Origin of the sequence: Kocuria sp. KD4, from assembly GCF_011769905.1 — a bacterium.
GTDB classification, from domain to species: Bacteria; Actinomycetota; Actinomycetes; order Actinomycetales; family Micrococcaceae; genus Kocuria; species Kocuria marina.
The window spans coordinates 2,703,190-2,717,215 of record NZ_CP050449.1 but is presented as its reverse complement, the minus strand read 5'-3'; the positions used below and the strand labels follow the sequence as shown (position 1 = coordinate 2,717,215).

Here is a 14,026-nt window from a genome sequence, read left to right as displayed (position 1 = left end):
GACGGATCGATGTCGCGAGGACCGCTATCTCGCCGTCGTCAGAGCATGGTGCGGGGGCCTCTAGTGTGCTGGAGGTCAGTCGCCTTCGATCCCGAAGAAGCGGCGCAGCGCCTGCGTGCCCTCGTAGGTCACCGGCTCCCCGGGCCGCACGTAGGTGTCGGGCGTGACGACGACGCGCTGCTCCTCCATCCCGACCGTCCCCTCCCGGGTGTGCTGCACCCCGCGGACCCGGCCGTTGTCCACGTAACCGGTCTTCCGGCTGACCGCCGCCGAGGCGTGATTGCTTACGACGTACGCGGACTCGCACGTGAGCGCGTCCAGCTCATCGAATGCGAAGCCGACTGCCATTTGGCGCATGAGCGTCCCGAGACCCCTGCCTTGGTGTGCTCGGCCGAACCACGATCCCGTGGTGACCCAGCGGGTGAGGGGGAAGTCCTGGGCCATCACGTCCTGCACGCCGACGAGCTCGCCGTCACAGCGGACGGTCAGCGCCAGGTTCCAGCGATCCGGCGCGAACGTTGACCGTTGCGTCCACCACCAGGACAGTGACGTCGCCGGGAAACCGTCTGGTGTCCCGGGGGCGTACGGTTCCTCGTGCCACGCGCGCGGGAAAGGCATGGGGAGGCCGGAGACCGAGATGCCGTTCTGGACGAGTTCTACGAGCTCCGGGAAGTCCTCGTCCCGGAGCACACGCAGTTCCACGTTCCTGCAGGTGATGCGCAGCCCGTAGGGCGGGAAGATCTCCTCCAACGTGAGCATGTCAGGAAGCGTCCTCAGGGTAGCTGAGCAATGTGGGCTAAGGCCTCTCGGATTCGGAAAGCAAATCGGGGACACCCAGCTTTGAGGAGCGCCTGGTCCAACTGCAGGTGGTTGGACTTGCCACTCCAATACTTTATTTGATTGCGCGCAATGGGAGCTACGCAGGCCGGATTCGAATCAGTAACCAGCAAAAAGAAATCGTCTGGATGGATGACCTCATACGGTTCTGTCTCGGGTGTTGTCGTGATGTCATTGGGATCGTTGCATGTGAGGATGATGTCTGCGCCTCCGAAAACGGCCCCCGCGTGGACGTGGTAATCGTGGCGATCCGTACCGGTGAAATCGAGATCGGACAGGAAGCCCTGCAGGACCTCATCCATGTTCTTGCGTATCAGCTGCGCCCGCTGGGCGGTTCTATGTCCCGGAGCTGTAGGGCATTTCTTACGCATGTTCGCGATGACCTCCGCGAAGACGTCCTCCGTGCTGTGGACCTGGAACATCGCGGGGTTTTCAAGGCGCAACAAGAAGAGCCAATCCATCAGGGTCTTGCTGAAGAGGACGTTGGCATCGACGAAAACTCTTTGCGTCATGGTCCCAATCTAATGACATCACGGGGGGCACCCCGGTTGAAAACAGGGGTGCCCCCCCGTGTCGCTCACGAACGCATGATCTCAGTCCTCGAAAAACTCGAAATTGTCTGCCGCGTCGAGTGCCCGCAGTTTCTCGAAGGCGTCGCGACGTTCCGTTTCCCGCTGTTCCCGCAATCGGAGGACATCGGAACGACGGAAGCGCGTATGTGATCCGACCTTGAAGGATTCGATCAGCCCCTCGCGGGTCCAACGGAGAAGGGTGGGGCGAGAGACCCCCAGGATGTCCGCGGCCACCGTACTTGTCAGCTCGTCGGGCATTTGAGCAATGCTGACCGAACCGTGCTCGGCAATGGCCGTGAGTGCATGGAGGAGTGTCCTCTGGACCTCGTCCGGGAGTTCCACCTCCCCGCCGTTTGCATCGCGCAGAACCAAGGTTGAACCCTGACGCGCGGGGGCCTGCGCCGCGCGCACGGTCTGGGCCGAGATCGTGATCCGCTCAGTCATGGTGGTCATTGGCGTCTCCTTTCGCGCCGTGCTCGTAAGTATTTAGTTATACCGTAACACTCATTCACATATAAGTGAAATAACCTGCGGGTTCAGCGCTCCAGATCCAGCAGCTTGAGCGCCTCCTCACGCATCTCCACCTTGCGGACCTTGCCCGTGACGGTCATGGGCAACTCCTCCACCACGTGCACATAGCGCGGGATCTTGTGGTGGGAGATCTTCCCCTGCGAGAACTGCGCGATGGATTCCGTCGTGATGGGGGCCGCGCCCTGACGCGCCCGGATCCACACCATGAGCTCCTCCCCGTACTTCTTGCTCGGTACACCGATCACCTGGGCGTCCACGATGTCCGGGTGGGTGTAGAGGAACTCCTCGACCTCGCGCGGGTAGATGTTCTCCCCGCCCCGGATCACCATCTCCTTGATGCGGCCGGTGATCTGCGCGTACCCGTCCTGATCCATGACGGCGATGTCCCCGGTGTGCAACCAGCCGTCGGAGTCGACGGTCTCGCGGGTCTTCTCCTCCTGACCCCAGTAGCCCTTCACGACCGAGTAGCCGCGGGGGTGGAACTCCCCGGCCGTGCCGCGCGGCACGGTCTCACCTGTGGAGGGATCCACGGTCCTGACCTTCACGGGCGGGTGCACCCGGCCCACGGTCTCCACGCAGCGGTCCAACGAGTCGTCCGCGCGCGTTTGGAAGCTCACCGGCGAGGTCTCCGTCATGCCGTAGCAGATCGCGACCTCGCTCATGTGCATCTTGTCGATCACCTTGCGCATGACCTCCATGGGGCACGGGGAACCGGCCATCACGCCGCTGCACGGCGAGGACAGGTCGTAGTCCCCGAAGTCCGGCAGCTCGAGCTCGGCGATGAACATGGTGGGCACCCCGTACAGGCTTGTGGCCTTCTCCTGAGAGACGGCGCGAAGCGCGGCCCGCGGGTCGAGCCCCGGCCCCGACAGGATGATCGCGCTGCCGTGGGACGTGGCCGCGAGGTTGCCGATCACCATCCCGAAGCAGTGATACAGCGGCGGCACCACCACGATGCGGTCCTTCTCCGTGCAGTGCCGCCGAGAGAACGTTCTCGGCGGCGCTGCGGTGTCGCGTCTCAGGCGAGCCGACGCGTGACGTCCGCCAGGTGGACGTGGTCGCGCTGGTTGTGCGGCAGGGCCGAGAGCAGCTGGCCCATGGCGCAGGTGTTGCTCACGGCGGCGAAGACCAGCCCCGCGCCGACGGCGCCGGAGAACCATGTGGCACGCGGCGCCACGGTGCTCGTCAGAAGCCCTGCGAGTACCAGGGACCCGGCGGTCAGTCGGACCTGGCGTTCCAGATCCCAGCACCGGTGCGCACCGTGCGTCCGGCGTCGCGCCATGCGTCGATCCCGCCGGTCAGGACGGTTGCGCTCGTCATACCCGCCGAGGCCAACAGCTCCGCGGCGCGCGTTGAGCGGGCTCCGGAGCGGCAGATCACCACGGTGTCGCGGGGTAGTAGCTGCCCGATCTGCCGGGTGTGCTTCTCGGTGAGAGCCAGGGGGGCGTTGACGGAGCCCGGAATGTGACTGATGCCGAACTCCACGGGGGCCCTGACGTCCAGGAACAGCGGTGCACCCTCATGGGGGTCCTGGAGTTCGGAGGCGGAAACGGTGGCGGGTGAGGACATGGTGTTCTCCTTCTCGAGTGGTTCTCGGACGGGACGGTGCCCGGCTCGGGTGCGGGGTGTCACAGGGTCAGCCCAGGAGCCGGGGCACGCTTTGCAGGGCGGTGTAACACTCCGTGAGCACCAGCAGGCCGGCGAAGTCCAACGACAGCAGGCGCGTGTTGATCCGGTGGCCCACGCGGGCGCCGAGTGCTGGGCCCACCACGGCGGCGCCCGCGAACGGCCCCACGGCCTCCCACTCCAGGTGGGGTAGGACGCTCGTGTGCAGCGACAGGGTCACGAGACTGTTGACGAGGGCGGTGAGGATGAGCGGTAGCCATGAGCGCGGGTCGGATCATACGAGACGGTTCTCGGGGCCGTCGTGGTTCGAGGACGGGCGGGACGAGCGTCGCCGCGTGTTCTTCACGATCATGGCCGCGGCCACGACCACGACCAGCGCGGAGAACAGCGTGAGCAGCACGGCGTCGTCCATCAGGCCGGACACGTTGGCAGCGAGCACCGCACCCCCTGTGCCCAGGGCGCCGAAGACCACGCCGATCCCAGGGCGGACGTGGCGGCGCCGGAGATGCGAGACCAGGCCCGAAATCGCACCCGAGATCACGACCACCAGGGAACCCACCGTTGCGTGGGTCGGGGGGAGTCCCAGGGCGAAGGTGAGCAGCGGCACGGTCATGATGGCCCCGCCGCCGCCCAGCGCGCCCATGACGAGCCCCACCAGCAGCCCTGCGATGACGACGATGAGCGCGATCACTCCTGCGGGATGATGACGGTCCTGGGGTGCGCGCCGAAGCAAGCCGCACTCGCTGTAGCACATACTCCCGGGGGTAATTTTGGAGCGAGGGAGAACCGTGTGCGGATCACGCGGTGGGGTGCAGGGGAGGGGGATTCCGGGTGGCCCTCACCGGCCCGTCCCGCATGAAAAGTGAACGTCTAGATTGTGGACAATCTAAATACCGCGACCTACCATCGATTGCGGTCGTACCACCCGGCGTTCAGGGCCGGGGCTCACCGGCCACGGAAAGGACGAGGAATCATCATGAAGGCTATGTACACCGCGGAAGCGCTTGCCCAGGGCGCGGGCCGCAACGGCAGCGTCGCCACCAAGGACGGGTCGCTGCAGTTCGACCTGGCCGTGCCGAAGGAGATGGGGGGATCCGGGAACGGCGCCAATCCCGAGCAGCTTTTCGCCGCCGGGTACGCGGCCTGCTTCCACTCCGCCTTGCAGATGGTCGCCCGCCAGCAGAAGGTCTCGCTCGGTGATTCCGCCGTGGGGGCCCGCGTGCAGATCGGCGACAACGGCGCAGGCGGGTTCACCCTGGCCGTGCAGTTGGAAGTGATCATCCCCGAACTCGAGCACGACGCGGCCCAGGAACTCGCGGACGCCGCGCACCAGGTCTGCCCCTATTCCAACGCCACGCGCGGCAACATCGAGGTCACCGTGACCGTCGTGGAGGATTGACGAGCGCGTCGCACCGCGCCCGATGAGAGCGCACGGCACGTCCCCGGCGTTCTGCGGCCCACTGAGGCCCTGACGGGGCCGTGCCGTGACGCACGGGCGGGGGCCACGAGCCCCACGGCGCCGAGGGGGATGTCACGTCCCCTCGGCGCGACGTCGCCCTCAGACGCTCTCGGGGACGCGCACCTCGGTGCGCAGGGTCGCGGAGCGGCGGTCGGCGAGTTCGCGGCGCACGACCCAGACGACCGCGACGATCCACAGCAGGGCGAGCGCGCCGAGGATCGCGTAGTACGCGGCGTCGCCGGGGAGGCGCGCCTGCACGGCGTCCAGGCGCAACAGGGTACGCGTGTTCGTGAAGATGATGAGTCCGCCGGCGCCGACGGCGAGGATGCGCGGGGCGAGCCAACGCACGAGCCACGCGGCGATCGGCGCGGCCACCACACCGCCGATCAGTAGAGCCAGGACCATGCCGAAGTCGACGCCCTGGCTGCCGAGTGCCATCAGGAACCCGATGGAGGCACCCAGACTGACCACGAACTCGGACGTGTCGATGGATCCGATGACCTTGCGCGGGGCGATTTTGCCGGAGGCCAGCAGGGTGGGGGTGCCCACGGGGCCCCACCCACCGCCGCCGATCGCGTCCATGAAGCCCGCGACCGTGGCCAGGGGGATCAGGAAGAATCCGCGCACCTTGCCCGTGAAGTTCGGGCGCCGCCCGCCGAGCCGCAAGAACCGCCACACCACGTAGCAGCCCAGCAGCAACAGGATCACGGACATCACCGGTGCGGCGGCCTCCCCGGAGAGGGTCAGCAGATGGGCGCCCGCGAACGCGGCGATCCCGCCGGGAACCGCCATGAAGCCTACGACGCGCCAATCGATGTTGCCGAAGCGCCAGTGCGAGAGCCCGGAGGCCAGGGTGGTGCCCACCTCCGCGAGGTGCACTGTCGCGGACACCGAGGCGGGGGTCAGGCCCACGGCCAACAGCAGGGTGGATGAGGTCACGCCGTAGGCCATACCGAGCGAACCGTCCACGAGTTGCGCCCCGAAACCCACCAGGGCGAGCAAGATCAATGTACGCACGGTGCGACTCCTGTGCAGTGGAAGGGGTGAGGTCACTCAGCCTAGGAACCGGGCGGGCGCTCACCCAAGGAATGTTGCGCCGTGCGTCACAACGTGTAGTGCGATGACATCCGCTTGACATCGGCCGGGGGACGTCTTCCCTTGTCAATCGTCAGTACGCTGACGAGGATGGGAGGGTCAGCGATTCCGCCGACCGAGACGTCCAACGAAAGGACAGCACGTGGCAGAGAAAAATCCCGCCAACGCGGGCGAGGAATCCATCAAGATGAGCCCCCAGGAAGAGAGTGCGGCCCTAGGTCAGGAGACCCAGACGGACGCCGAACCCGCCGACGAGGGCGTGGGCGCCATGACGGACAACAAGGGCGACGAGCCCGCCACCGAGAACTGACCTGAACCACTACGCGATCGGCCCGTGGCACATGCCACGGGCCGATCGCGTATTCAGGTCTCCGATGTCCGGCTCAGTCCTCCTCGCCGGGATCCTCGCGGGGGTTGCCGATGTTGTACCGCAGCGGGCGGGTGCGGAAGTTCGCGAGCTTATGCGAACCGTCGCAGAACGGCGCGATCGACGACATGTTGCACCGGCACAGGGCGACGACGCGCCGCGGCGGCTTCTGCGGCTCGGCCCCCGGTTCCGGGGCGATCAGCACGTCACCGCGCACCAAGAGCGGCCCGTCCGGGCACGGGGTGATCACCACGGGATCCTCGGCGTCGTGCGCCACCGAGAGGACGGGGCTCCCGTCGTCCGTGGTGCGTGGATCCTGCTCGCTCACAGGGCCACCCGCTCGGCGACCGGGGCCTCGGAACCCACGGTCTGCAGTCCCGGCATGCTCCCGCGCAGGGAGGTCCGCCCGTCTGACCAGCACTCGAGCATGTGATCACCCATGAGCCCGTCCACGTACAGGCACGCGGCCGCGCCGAACAGGACGTCCTCGAGCAGCTCGGGCTCGTCCTGGGCGAGCGCCCCGGCGAGGTCACGCGCGGCGATCTGTTCGTGAACGGCGTCGGCCTCCACGTGCTCGTCGTAGTACCAGGTGACGTCCGCGTCGTAACCGAGCTTGCGGAACGCTCGGCCGTAGTACTTGTTGGGGATCGAGGACGTCATCTCGAACGCCGCGAGGTGACCCGCGATGGCCCCGCGCAACCGGCGGTGCAGTCCGAACAGGCTCATGAGGTTCATGGACGCGAGCGTGGGGGCGGGCACGAGGTCCAGGTAGTGGTCCAGGGTGTCGTCCAGGCCGAAACCTCGCATGGTCTGCGCGAAGATCGTGGCGTGCACGCGCTCGGGACGGCCCCCGCCGTACTCGTCCGACTGGATCTCCACGAGCGCCGCCTTCGCGCGGCCCCGCAACCGGGCGATGCCCCACGAGTGGGGGTCCGCCTCGCGCAGCGTGTAGATGGAGCGGTGGACCAGGAACTCGCTCAGGATCTCCTCGCTCGGGTGCCGGGCGAGCCACGTGGCCAGGGTGGGCTTGGCGTCCCCGCCGGTCATCGCGAACATCGTGTCCACGAGCTGCGCGGAGTCGCCGGGCAGGGGATCGGGGAGGGGCACGCGACGGCGCAGCTCGGCCTCGAAACCGGCCTCGAGCACTGTGCGCACGCGCAGCAGCTCGGGATCCCACTCGCGGTCCGCGGTCACGAATTCCGCGGGCCCGTAGTGCAACAGGTAGAGCAGGAACAGGGACAGCTGCAGGTCCTCGTCCGCGAGGACGTCCTGCGACGCGTTAACCGCGGTGGCCGTCGCTTCGGACAGCGCCGCGTACCCGCTTGCCGGGGTCTCCTCCGGGCCGGTCAGGATCTCCAGGAGGGCCGTGCTCACGGGTCCGCGAGCGGTCGGGGCCACGGTTCGGGTGGGGACGGTCGTCATGATGGTGTTCTCCGCTCGGGAAAGTGGGTGCTCGGCGCGGGTGGGGTGTCTCTGAAGGCGGGGATTGCCCGCGGACCGCGGTGGAGCGGTCCGCGGGCAATCGGCGGAAATAGTACGACTACTTCCTATTCATTAGGCCAACATACCCGTGGTCGGGAAACGTTCCCAGACCCGGTGGCTGCCGAGCAGTTCCACCACGGTGCTCAGCACGTCCTTGGCGGAGTCCGCGCTCACGACGCCGGGCGTCTGGGCGATCTGCAGGGCGTCCAGCACGTCCGTGCCGGGGCCGAACGCGGCGATCGCCTTGGCGTGGCGCCACATCTCGTTGAGCAGCAGGCTCACGCGGGGGTCGATGTCACCCGGGCTGGGTGCACCGGCCTTCGCGTCCAGGCCACCGGCCACGGGGTTCACAGGAGCGCCGGCGGTGGCGACCACCACGGCGTCGAACTCGATGGACCGTGCCGTGAGCAGGGTGCGGTGCGCCACGATGCCCGGGGCCACCTCACCTCCCTGGGGTGCGATGACGAGCGGGACCATATCCGCGCCGTCGATCTCGGAGACGAGCGTGGCGAGCTGGTCGGCGTCCGTGTCCGGACCCACGAGAATGCCCACCTGGCGGCCTTCGACGGGCCACGTCTCGCCCACCTGGGTGAGGGCCGGGGAGGCCTGGACGTCCTGGGCGGGAGCCTCGGTGGGCTCCTGCTCGGGCAGCCCCAGCGCCTGGGCCACGGTCTTGCCCAGCGCGGGGTCGATCGCGAACAGGTGGCGCAGCTGACGGGTGCGGATGTTCTCGTCCCAGCACTTGCCGAGCTCGAACGCGTAGGCCTGCGCGGTGTGCTCGCGCTCCACCTCGCTCAGCGAGAGCCAGAACAGGCGTGGCTGGCTGAAGTGGTCCTCGAAGGACTGGGGCCGCACGCGCTCCTTGACGGACGCGGGGACCGGGGCCGGGTAGTCGATGAACGCGTGCTCGTCCTCGGGAGTCTCCGCCGGGTTGCCGCCGTCCAGCGAGTTGGGCCGGTAGGGGGCCACACCCGAGTGCACCGCACTCTGGTGGAAACCGTCACGCAGCATGTCGTTGACCGCCGCGTGCGGGCGGTTGATGGGCAGCTGGTTCCAGTTGGGCCCGCCCAGGCGGGTGATCTGGGTGTCCAGGTAGGAGAACAGACGCCCCTGCAGCAAGGGGTCGTTGGTCACGTCGATGCCCGGGACCAGGTTGTTGGGGTTGAACGCCACCTGCTCCGTCTCCGCGAAGTAGTTGGAGGGGTTGCGGTCCAGGGTCATCAGACCCACGGGCTCCACGGGGACGAGTTCCTCCGGGACGATCTTGGTGGGGTCCAGCAAGTCGATGCCCTGGAACATTTGGTCCTCGGTGTCCTCGAACACCTGGACGCCCAGTTCCCATTGCGGGTACGCGCCGGCCTCGATGGCGTCCGCGAGGTCCCGGCGGTGGAAATCCGGGTCCGCACCGTTGATCAGCTGGGCCTCTTCCCACGCCACGGAGTGCACGCCCAGGCGCGGCTTCCAGTGGAACTTGACCAGCACGGTGGAGCCGTCCTCGGCCACCAGACGGAACGTGTGGACGCCGAAGCCCTCCATCATGCGGAACGAGCGCGGGATGCCGCGGTCGGACATGTTCCAGATGGTGTGGTGCTGGGCCTCGGTGTGCAGGGACACGAAGTCCCAGAACGTGTCGTGGGCGGACTGGGCCTGGGGGATCTCGCGATCCGGGTGGGGCTTACCGGCGTGGATGACGTCCGGGAACTTGATGGCGTCCTGGATGAAGAACACCGGCATGTTGTTGCCCACGAGGTCCCAGGTGCCCTCGTCCGTGTAGAACTTAACGGCGAAACCGCGGGTGTCACGGGCCAGATCGCCCGAACCGCGGGAGCCCAGCACGGTGGAGAACCGCACGAACACCGAGGTTTCCTTGTCCTTGGCAAACAAGCCCGCGCGGCTGAGCTTGGTGGCCGAGCCGTAGCCGCGGAACGTGCCGTGGGCACCCGCGCCGCGGGCGTGCACCACGCGCTCCGGGATGCGCTCGTGGTCGAAGTGGGAGATCTTCTCCCGGAAGTGGTGGTCCTGCAGCAGCACGGGACCGCGGGCCCCGGCCTTGAGGGACTGGTCGGAGTTCGTTAGGCGCGCGCCGTGCGCGGTGGTGAGGTACTCACCCTGCTGGGCCATCGCGGACATCGGGGCATCGGTGGGCGCACCCGTGGGTGTGACCCGCTCGGGGGCACCCTGATCGGGCTTGGGCGGAAGCGGCTGACGGGGAGCGGTGGGCTCCTCGATGGTCGGCTCACCGGTCCCGGGAACTCCCGGGACCTGGGGGGCGCTGTTATCGCGTGCGGACATGACGATCCTCCTACGAAGCTGACGCACGCCGCGGTCATGGAGTGCGACGTGGTTCTCCCATACTGTCAGCACCCTTGGGGGTGGGCATACACCTGTAGGGAGGCAGTCGCTGTCCTGCGGGGTTGTGAACCCGTCAGGGGCTGCGCCCGCGGGCCGCGCCCGCGGGCCGCGCGGCGTCGTCGTGAGACAGTGATCCCATGACGTGGACACCGGTGACACTGCGCGGGCGGCTGGTCCGCCTGGAACCCCTCAGCCGCGAGCACCTGGACGGGCTGATCGAGGCCACCGAGGACGGGCGCATGTGGGAGCGCTGGTACACGAGCGTGGCGGACCCGGGCGGCATGGCCGCGGCCGTGGAAAAGTGGCTCACGTGGCAGGACGAGGGATTCATGCTGCCCTTCGTGACCGTGCGGCAGGCCGACGACGCCGTGCTCGGGATGACCACGTTCTACGACCCGCAGTGGGGTGTGCCGCGCGTGAGCGTGGGCCACACGTGGAACCGGGCATCCACCCACCGGACGGGGACGAATGCGGAGTCCAAGCTGCTGCTCATGACCCACGCGTTCGAGGAGCTCGGGTGCCGGTGCGTGCGTTATGAGACGAGCTGGGCCAATCAGCAGTCCCGGGCAGCGATCGAGCGCCTCGGTGCTCGGCTGGACGGTGTGCTGCGCGCGGACCGGTTGGAGCGCAACGGCGCGCTGCGGGACACCGTGGTGTACTCGGTGCTCGAGCACGAGTGGCCCTCGGTGAAGGCGGGACTCGAGGCGCGGGTCGCGCGACGCTGAGGGAGAGGCTCACTAAAAACGTTTGTTTGCTATTGCGAATCACTATGGTCGTTCTTACGCTGGGTCCATGAGACGCAAACTCTTCTCGGAGATCTCCCCACTGGCCTAACGCATTGCGGTGGAGCGTCAGAGATGGCAGCGGCGCGCGAGGGACCTCGGCAGACGCGGGGCGTTCGCCGCCGAGCGTTCGGCCGAGGACCTGCCCGTGAAGGTCTACCGTCACAACTCACTCATCCGGCGCACGCTCGGCAACACCGAGCTGGACCTGCAGGAGGGCAAGGCACGCTCGCTGGAACTGTCCGCGCCGCTCGTGGACGGGATCGTAATCCGCCCGGGGCAGACGTTCTCCTTCTGGCGGCTCGTGGGCAATCCCACGCGTTCCCGCGGCTACCTGCCGGGTGTGGTGATCAACGGTGACCACGCGGACGTGGGGATCGGCGGGGGCATGTGCCAGTTCACCAACCTGCTGCACTGGATGGCGCTGCACTCGCCACTGACCGTGGTGGAACACCACCACCACAGCGGATTGGACCTGTTCCCCGACTTCAAACGCCAGATCCCGTTCGGGACCGGGACGTCCATCATCTACAACTTCCTGGACTACCGGCTGCGCAACGACACCGGGCAGAGCTACCAGCTCCGCGTGTACGTGGACGACGAGTACCTGCGCGGTCAGCTGCTTTCGGACGACACCTGGCCGGAGAAGTTCCACATCCGCGAGGACGAGGCGTACTTCTACCGCGTCACGGATCCCGCGACGGGTGAGGAGCAGGTGCGCCGGCACAACGTGGTGCGGCGGGAGACCCGGTCCAAGCGCACGGGCGGCACCTATCGGGACTCCCCGTCCAGCCTGCCCGCCCGCACAGTGATGGGCCAGACGACGTCGCGCGGCCGAGACGGTTCGCCCCACGCCTCGGTGAGGTCGGCGGCGTAATGGCGCAGAACGTCGTCGTGCCCGGACTCCGCGGCGTTGCGCACCGCGGACCACGTGCCCAGGTAGTCCAGGAAGGCATCGAGCGGCCAGGATCGCCGGATAAACAGCGCGGCCACCGGGACCTGCGGGAAGGGGAAGTCGATGTCCCGGTACCCGGTCTCCACGAGGCGGCGCTCGGGCGGCCAGAACGGGCCGATCTCGCGCCAGTAGAACCGCTCGAAACGTTCCCGCAGGCCCGGCTCCACCTCCACCACGCCGTAGCTGATGAGTGCGAGGACGGCGCCGGGGGCCGCGATGCGGCGTGCCTGCGTGTAGAAAGCCGGCAGGTCGAACCAGTGTGCGGCCTGGGCCGCGGTCACGAGATCGGCGCGGCCGTCGGCCACGGGCAGGTCCTCCGCCGTCCCGCGCGCGTAGTCGACGCCGCGTACGGGGGCGGCATGAGCGAGTTGATCCTCACCGGGGTCCACGCCGATCACGTGCGTGAAGTGTTCGGCCAGCAAGCCCGTGAGCTGGCCTGTCCCACAGCCCACGTCCACCGCGGTGCCCCGCCGCGGGGCGATCCGTGCCAGTTCCGCGCCCAGCTCCGCGGGGTAATCGGGGCGGTGCGCGGCGTAGTTCCCTCCGCCCTGCTCGAACCAGTTCCGGGTCATGTGGCGGTCCTCTCATGGGATGGCGGGGTCGGGTGTACCGGTCGTTCCCACAAGGTCACACGGCTGCGCACCTCGTCGTTCTCGTACGGCGCTGTCTCGCCCGTGGGCTCGTACCCCAGAGCCTTCCAGAAGCCGACGGCGCTCGCCGCGTTGGTCTCCACGATCCCCAGGCGCAGGGTGGTCACCTCGGGCCAGCCGCTCACGAGGTTCGTGACGGCATCATGCATCGCCCGCCCCAGGCCCTCTCCCTGGTGGTCCTGCCGCACGAGAAGCAGACCGATGTGAGCGTGATGCTCCTCGGGGAAATTGCGGATGACGTCGGCCATGGCTGCCAGAGCAGGCCCGCGGAACAGCCCGACGTCGTACTTCTGTTCGCGTGCGAGGCCGGGCGGGCGCGCGGAAAGGATCTCGGCGGCGTCGCCGGGGAGGGGCGCGTGTCCACTGATCCGGCGGGTGTAATCGGGGGTCGCCTCGAGCAGCGCTTGTAGCGCCGGCGCGTCCTCCGGTCTCAGTCGACGCAGTTCTGCCGGTTCGTCGACGGCGCTCACCCGAGTTCCGGGGTCCGCGCAGGGGAGGTGACCGCAGCGGCGTCGGGCACCCGGACGGTGCTGGTCAGGGCGGTGAGGCTGGGCCGGCGCGGGGTGGAGCTGAAACCGAAGTCCGGGGCCGGGGTCATATCCGTGAGGCGGCCCAGGTCCTGGTCGTCCCAGGTGGCGCGGGAGTGGGTGATGGTGTGGAGGTCGTAGGCGGCGTACCACTCGGTGCGGTCGTTGCCGGCCGTACCCAGGGTGCGCACGCCGGGCATCACGCGGTGGGCCACCTGATCGGTGAGCCGGGCGAAGGTCAGCGAGGTGCTGATCGGTCGGGGGACCGTCTGCAGCAGGTACCCCAGGGGCGCTCGCGGCCCCACGCTGAAGTGCCATGTAAGCGGCCCCGCGGTGACCGTCCACCGGGAGGCGCGGGAGAAGCCCGTGCGCTGCACGTTCACGGGGAGGCGGGTGACGGTGTCGAAGGTGTAGGTGTCGGACACGAAATGCGCGACCCAGTCGTTGGGTGCCAGCAGTTCGCGGCGTCCGTCCGGGTGGGCGACCATGACGTCCGCGAACGGGCCCTGCGGCGTGTGGGACCAGCACCCCAGAACCAGCCGCGTGCCGGAGGACGTGCCGACCCCGGCGATGTGGCCGGTGAAGCGGTGACGGATGGAGGAGGTCATGGGGCCAGGGTAGGGGAGGGAGGGGTGGTGGGGGAGAAGGTGGCATACGGACCGGGTACGTCCCTGCTGCGTGGCAAACCCGGGGGCGACGTCGCACCCCCGAGCGCCGAGGCCACCGTGGGTCCCGGGTGCCGACGTCGTGCGGACCCCGGCGGCGACGGCGTACCAGGACCCGTGTGGACG

Annotated in this window: 17 protein-coding genes and 2 pseudogenes; 4 read left to right on the top strand and 15 right to left on the bottom strand. The window is 68.2% G+C overall.

Annotation, left to right across the window (positions count from 1 at the left end; all coding sequences use genetic code 11):
* Positions 1-75: 75 nt before the first annotated feature.
* The 8 genes and pseudogenes from HBK84_RS12165 to HBK84_RS12135 form a co-directional block, all read right to left on the bottom strand.
* Entirely contained in the window at positions 76-759 is a 684-nt protein-coding gene (locus tag HBK84_RS12165) for a GNAT family N-acetyltransferase (RefSeq protein WP_144997669.1), read from the bottom strand.
* A gap of 14 nt (positions 760-773) precedes the next feature.
* Entirely contained in the window at positions 774-1,349 is a 576-nt protein-coding gene (locus HBK84_RS12160) for a PIN domain-containing protein (RefSeq protein WP_167319027.1), read from the bottom strand.
* Between the two features lie 81 nt (positions 1,350-1,430).
* The gene (locus HBK84_RS12155) at positions 1,431-1,862 is read right to left on the bottom strand and encodes a helix-turn-helix domain-containing protein (protein WP_167319026.1); all 432 of its coding nucleotides are present in this window, start codon (positions 1,860-1,862) and stop codon (positions 1,431-1,433) included.
* An 83-nt stretch (positions 1,863-1,945) separates the two neighbouring features.
* Positions 1,946-2,911, bottom strand: a pseudogene (locus HBK84_RS12150) (AMP-binding protein); the annotation flags it as partial.
* Between the two features lie 170 nt (positions 2,912-3,081).
* Positions 3,082-3,222, bottom strand: a pseudogene (locus HBK84_RS12970) (sulfurtransferase); the annotation flags it as partial.
* A complete protein-coding gene (locus tag HBK84_RS12965) occupies positions 3,159-3,509 on the bottom strand; it encodes a rhodanese-like domain-containing protein (protein WP_239321951.1) in 351 nt (116 codons plus the stop codon). The pseudogene HBK84_RS12970 and the gene HBK84_RS12965, both read right to left, overlap by 64 nt.
* A gap of 67 nt (positions 3,510-3,576) precedes the next feature.
* Positions 3,577-3,786: a hypothetical protein gene (locus HBK84_RS12140; RefSeq protein ID WP_035965675.1), complete on the bottom strand. Its 210-nt coding sequence runs from the start codon at positions 3,784-3,786 to the stop codon at positions 3,577-3,579.
* A gap of 54 nt (positions 3,787-3,840) precedes the next feature.
* A complete protein-coding gene (locus HBK84_RS12135; protein ID WP_167319025.1) occupies positions 3,841-4,257 on the bottom strand; it encodes a sulfite exporter TauE/SafE family protein in 417 nt (138 codons plus the stop codon).
* Positions 4,258-4,542: 285 nt separating this feature from the next.
* On the opposite strand from HBK84_RS12135, the gene HBK84_RS12130 reads away from it, so the two are divergent.
* On the top strand, positions 4,543-4,965 hold the full coding sequence (locus tag HBK84_RS12130; protein ID WP_035965673.1) for an organic hydroperoxide resistance protein: 423 nt from the start codon (positions 4,543-4,545) through the stop codon (positions 4,963-4,965).
* 159 nt (positions 4,966-5,124) lie between these two features.
* Here the strand turns inward: HBK84_RS12130 and HBK84_RS12125 are convergent, their stop codons facing one another.
* On the bottom strand, positions 5,125-6,042 hold the full coding sequence (locus tag HBK84_RS12125; protein ID WP_035965671.1) for a sulfite exporter TauE/SafE family protein: 918 nt from the start codon (positions 6,040-6,042) through the stop codon (positions 5,125-5,127).
* 220 nt (positions 6,043-6,262) lie between these two features.
* Here HBK84_RS12125 and HBK84_RS12120 point away from each other — a divergent pair, with 220 nt between their 5' ends.
* The gene (locus tag HBK84_RS12120; protein WP_167319024.1) at positions 6,263-6,430 is read left to right on the top strand and encodes a hypothetical protein; all 168 of its coding nucleotides are present in this window, start codon (positions 6,263-6,265) and stop codon (positions 6,428-6,430) included.
* A gap of 73 nt (positions 6,431-6,503) precedes the next feature.
* Here the strand turns inward: HBK84_RS12120 and HBK84_RS12115 are convergent, their stop codons facing one another.
* The 3 genes from HBK84_RS12115 to HBK84_RS12105 all read right to left on the bottom strand — a co-directional run bounded on the left by HBK84_RS12115 (position 6,504) and on the right by HBK84_RS12105 (position 10,261).
* The gene (locus HBK84_RS12115; RefSeq protein ID WP_370520548.1) at positions 6,504-6,815 is read right to left on the bottom strand and encodes a CDGSH iron-sulfur domain-containing protein; all 312 of its coding nucleotides are present in this window, start codon (positions 6,813-6,815) and stop codon (positions 6,504-6,506) included.
* Entirely contained in the window at positions 6,812-7,909 is a 1,098-nt protein-coding gene (locus HBK84_RS12110) for an iron-containing redox enzyme family protein (RefSeq protein ID WP_082943158.1), read from the bottom strand. Before HBK84_RS12110 ends, HBK84_RS12115 begins: the two co-directional genes overlap by 4 nt.
* A gap of 132 nt (positions 7,910-8,041) precedes the next feature.
* Entirely contained in the window at positions 8,042-10,261 is a 2,220-nt protein-coding gene (locus HBK84_RS12105; protein ID WP_144932855.1) for a catalase, read from the bottom strand.
* A 197-nt stretch (positions 10,262-10,458) separates the two neighbouring features.
* Here HBK84_RS12105 and HBK84_RS12100 point away from each other — a divergent pair, with 197 nt between their 5' ends.
* Together HBK84_RS12100 and HBK84_RS12095 are read left to right on the top strand one after the other, a co-directional pair.
* Positions 10,459-11,046 (top strand): GNAT family N-acetyltransferase, encoded by a 588-nt coding sequence (locus HBK84_RS12100; RefSeq protein WP_167319023.1) that lies wholly within the window; start codon positions 10,459-10,461, stop codon positions 11,044-11,046.
* Between the two features lie 118 nt (positions 11,047-11,164).
* Positions 11,165-11,980, top strand: coding sequence for a VanW family protein (locus tag HBK84_RS12095; RefSeq protein WP_240919008.1), 816 nt, complete (start codon positions 11,165-11,167; stop codon positions 11,978-11,980).
* On the opposite strand, the gene HBK84_RS12090 is transcribed toward HBK84_RS12095, so the two are convergent.
* Genes HBK84_RS12090 through HBK84_RS12080 form a run of 3 tightly spaced genes read right to left on the bottom strand, consistent with a single transcriptional unit; the run spans position 11,875 to position 13,843 of the window.
* On the bottom strand, positions 11,875-12,630 hold the full coding sequence (locus tag HBK84_RS12090; protein ID WP_035965665.1) for a class I SAM-dependent methyltransferase: 756 nt from the start codon (positions 12,628-12,630) through the stop codon (positions 11,875-11,877). The genes HBK84_RS12095 and HBK84_RS12090 overlap by 106 nt on opposite strands.
* Positions 12,627-13,178, bottom strand: a complete 552-nt coding sequence (locus HBK84_RS12085; protein WP_167319022.1) for a GNAT family N-acetyltransferase — start codon at positions 13,176-13,178, stop codon at positions 12,627-12,629. The genes HBK84_RS12090 and HBK84_RS12085 overlap by 4 nt, the downstream gene beginning before the upstream one ends.
* Complete coding sequence (locus HBK84_RS12080) at positions 13,175-13,843, bottom strand: hypothetical protein (RefSeq protein ID WP_167319021.1); 669 nt, start codon at positions 13,841-13,843, stop codon at positions 13,175-13,177. The genes HBK84_RS12085 and HBK84_RS12080 overlap by 4 nt, the downstream gene beginning before the upstream one ends.
* Positions 13,844-14,026: the final 183 nt, after the last annotated feature.

Coding starts and splice junctions, on each gene's coding strand:
- HBK84_RS12165 (WP_144997669.1), bottom strand. CDS start 759: ATGCTCACGTTGGAGGAGATCTTCCCGCCCTACGGGCTGCGCATCACC.
- HBK84_RS12160 (WP_167319027.1), bottom strand. CDS start 1,349: ATGACGCAAAGAGTTTTCGTCGATGCCAACGTCCTCTTCAGCAAGACC.
- HBK84_RS12155 (WP_167319026.1), bottom strand. CDS start 1,862: ATGACCACCATGACTGAGCGGATCACGATCTCGGCCCAGACCGTGCGC.
- HBK84_RS12965 (WP_239321951.1), bottom strand. CDS start 3,509: ATGTCCTCACCCGCCACCGTTTCCGCCTCCGAACTCCAGGACCCCCAT.
- HBK84_RS12130 (WP_035965673.1), top strand. CDS start 4,543: ATGAAGGCTATGTACACCGCGGAAGCGCTTGCCCAGGGCGCGGGCCGC.
- HBK84_RS12110 (WP_082943158.1), bottom strand. CDS start 7,909: ATGACGACCGTCCCCACCCGAACCGTGGCCCCGACCGCTCGCGGACCC.
- HBK84_RS12105 (WP_144932855.1), bottom strand. CDS start 10,261: ATGTCCGCACGCGATAACAGCGCCCCCCAGGTCCCGGGAGTTCCCGGG.
- HBK84_RS12100 (WP_167319023.1), top strand. CDS start 10,459: ATGACGTGGACACCGGTGACACTGCGCGGGCGGCTGGTCCGCCTGGAA.
- HBK84_RS12090 (WP_035965665.1), bottom strand. CDS start 12,630: ATGACCCGGAACTGGTTCGAGCAGGGCGGAGGGAACTACGCCGCGCAC.
- HBK84_RS12080 (WP_167319021.1), bottom strand. CDS start 13,843: ATGACCTCCTCCATCCGTCACCGCTTCACCGGCCACATCGCCGGGGTC.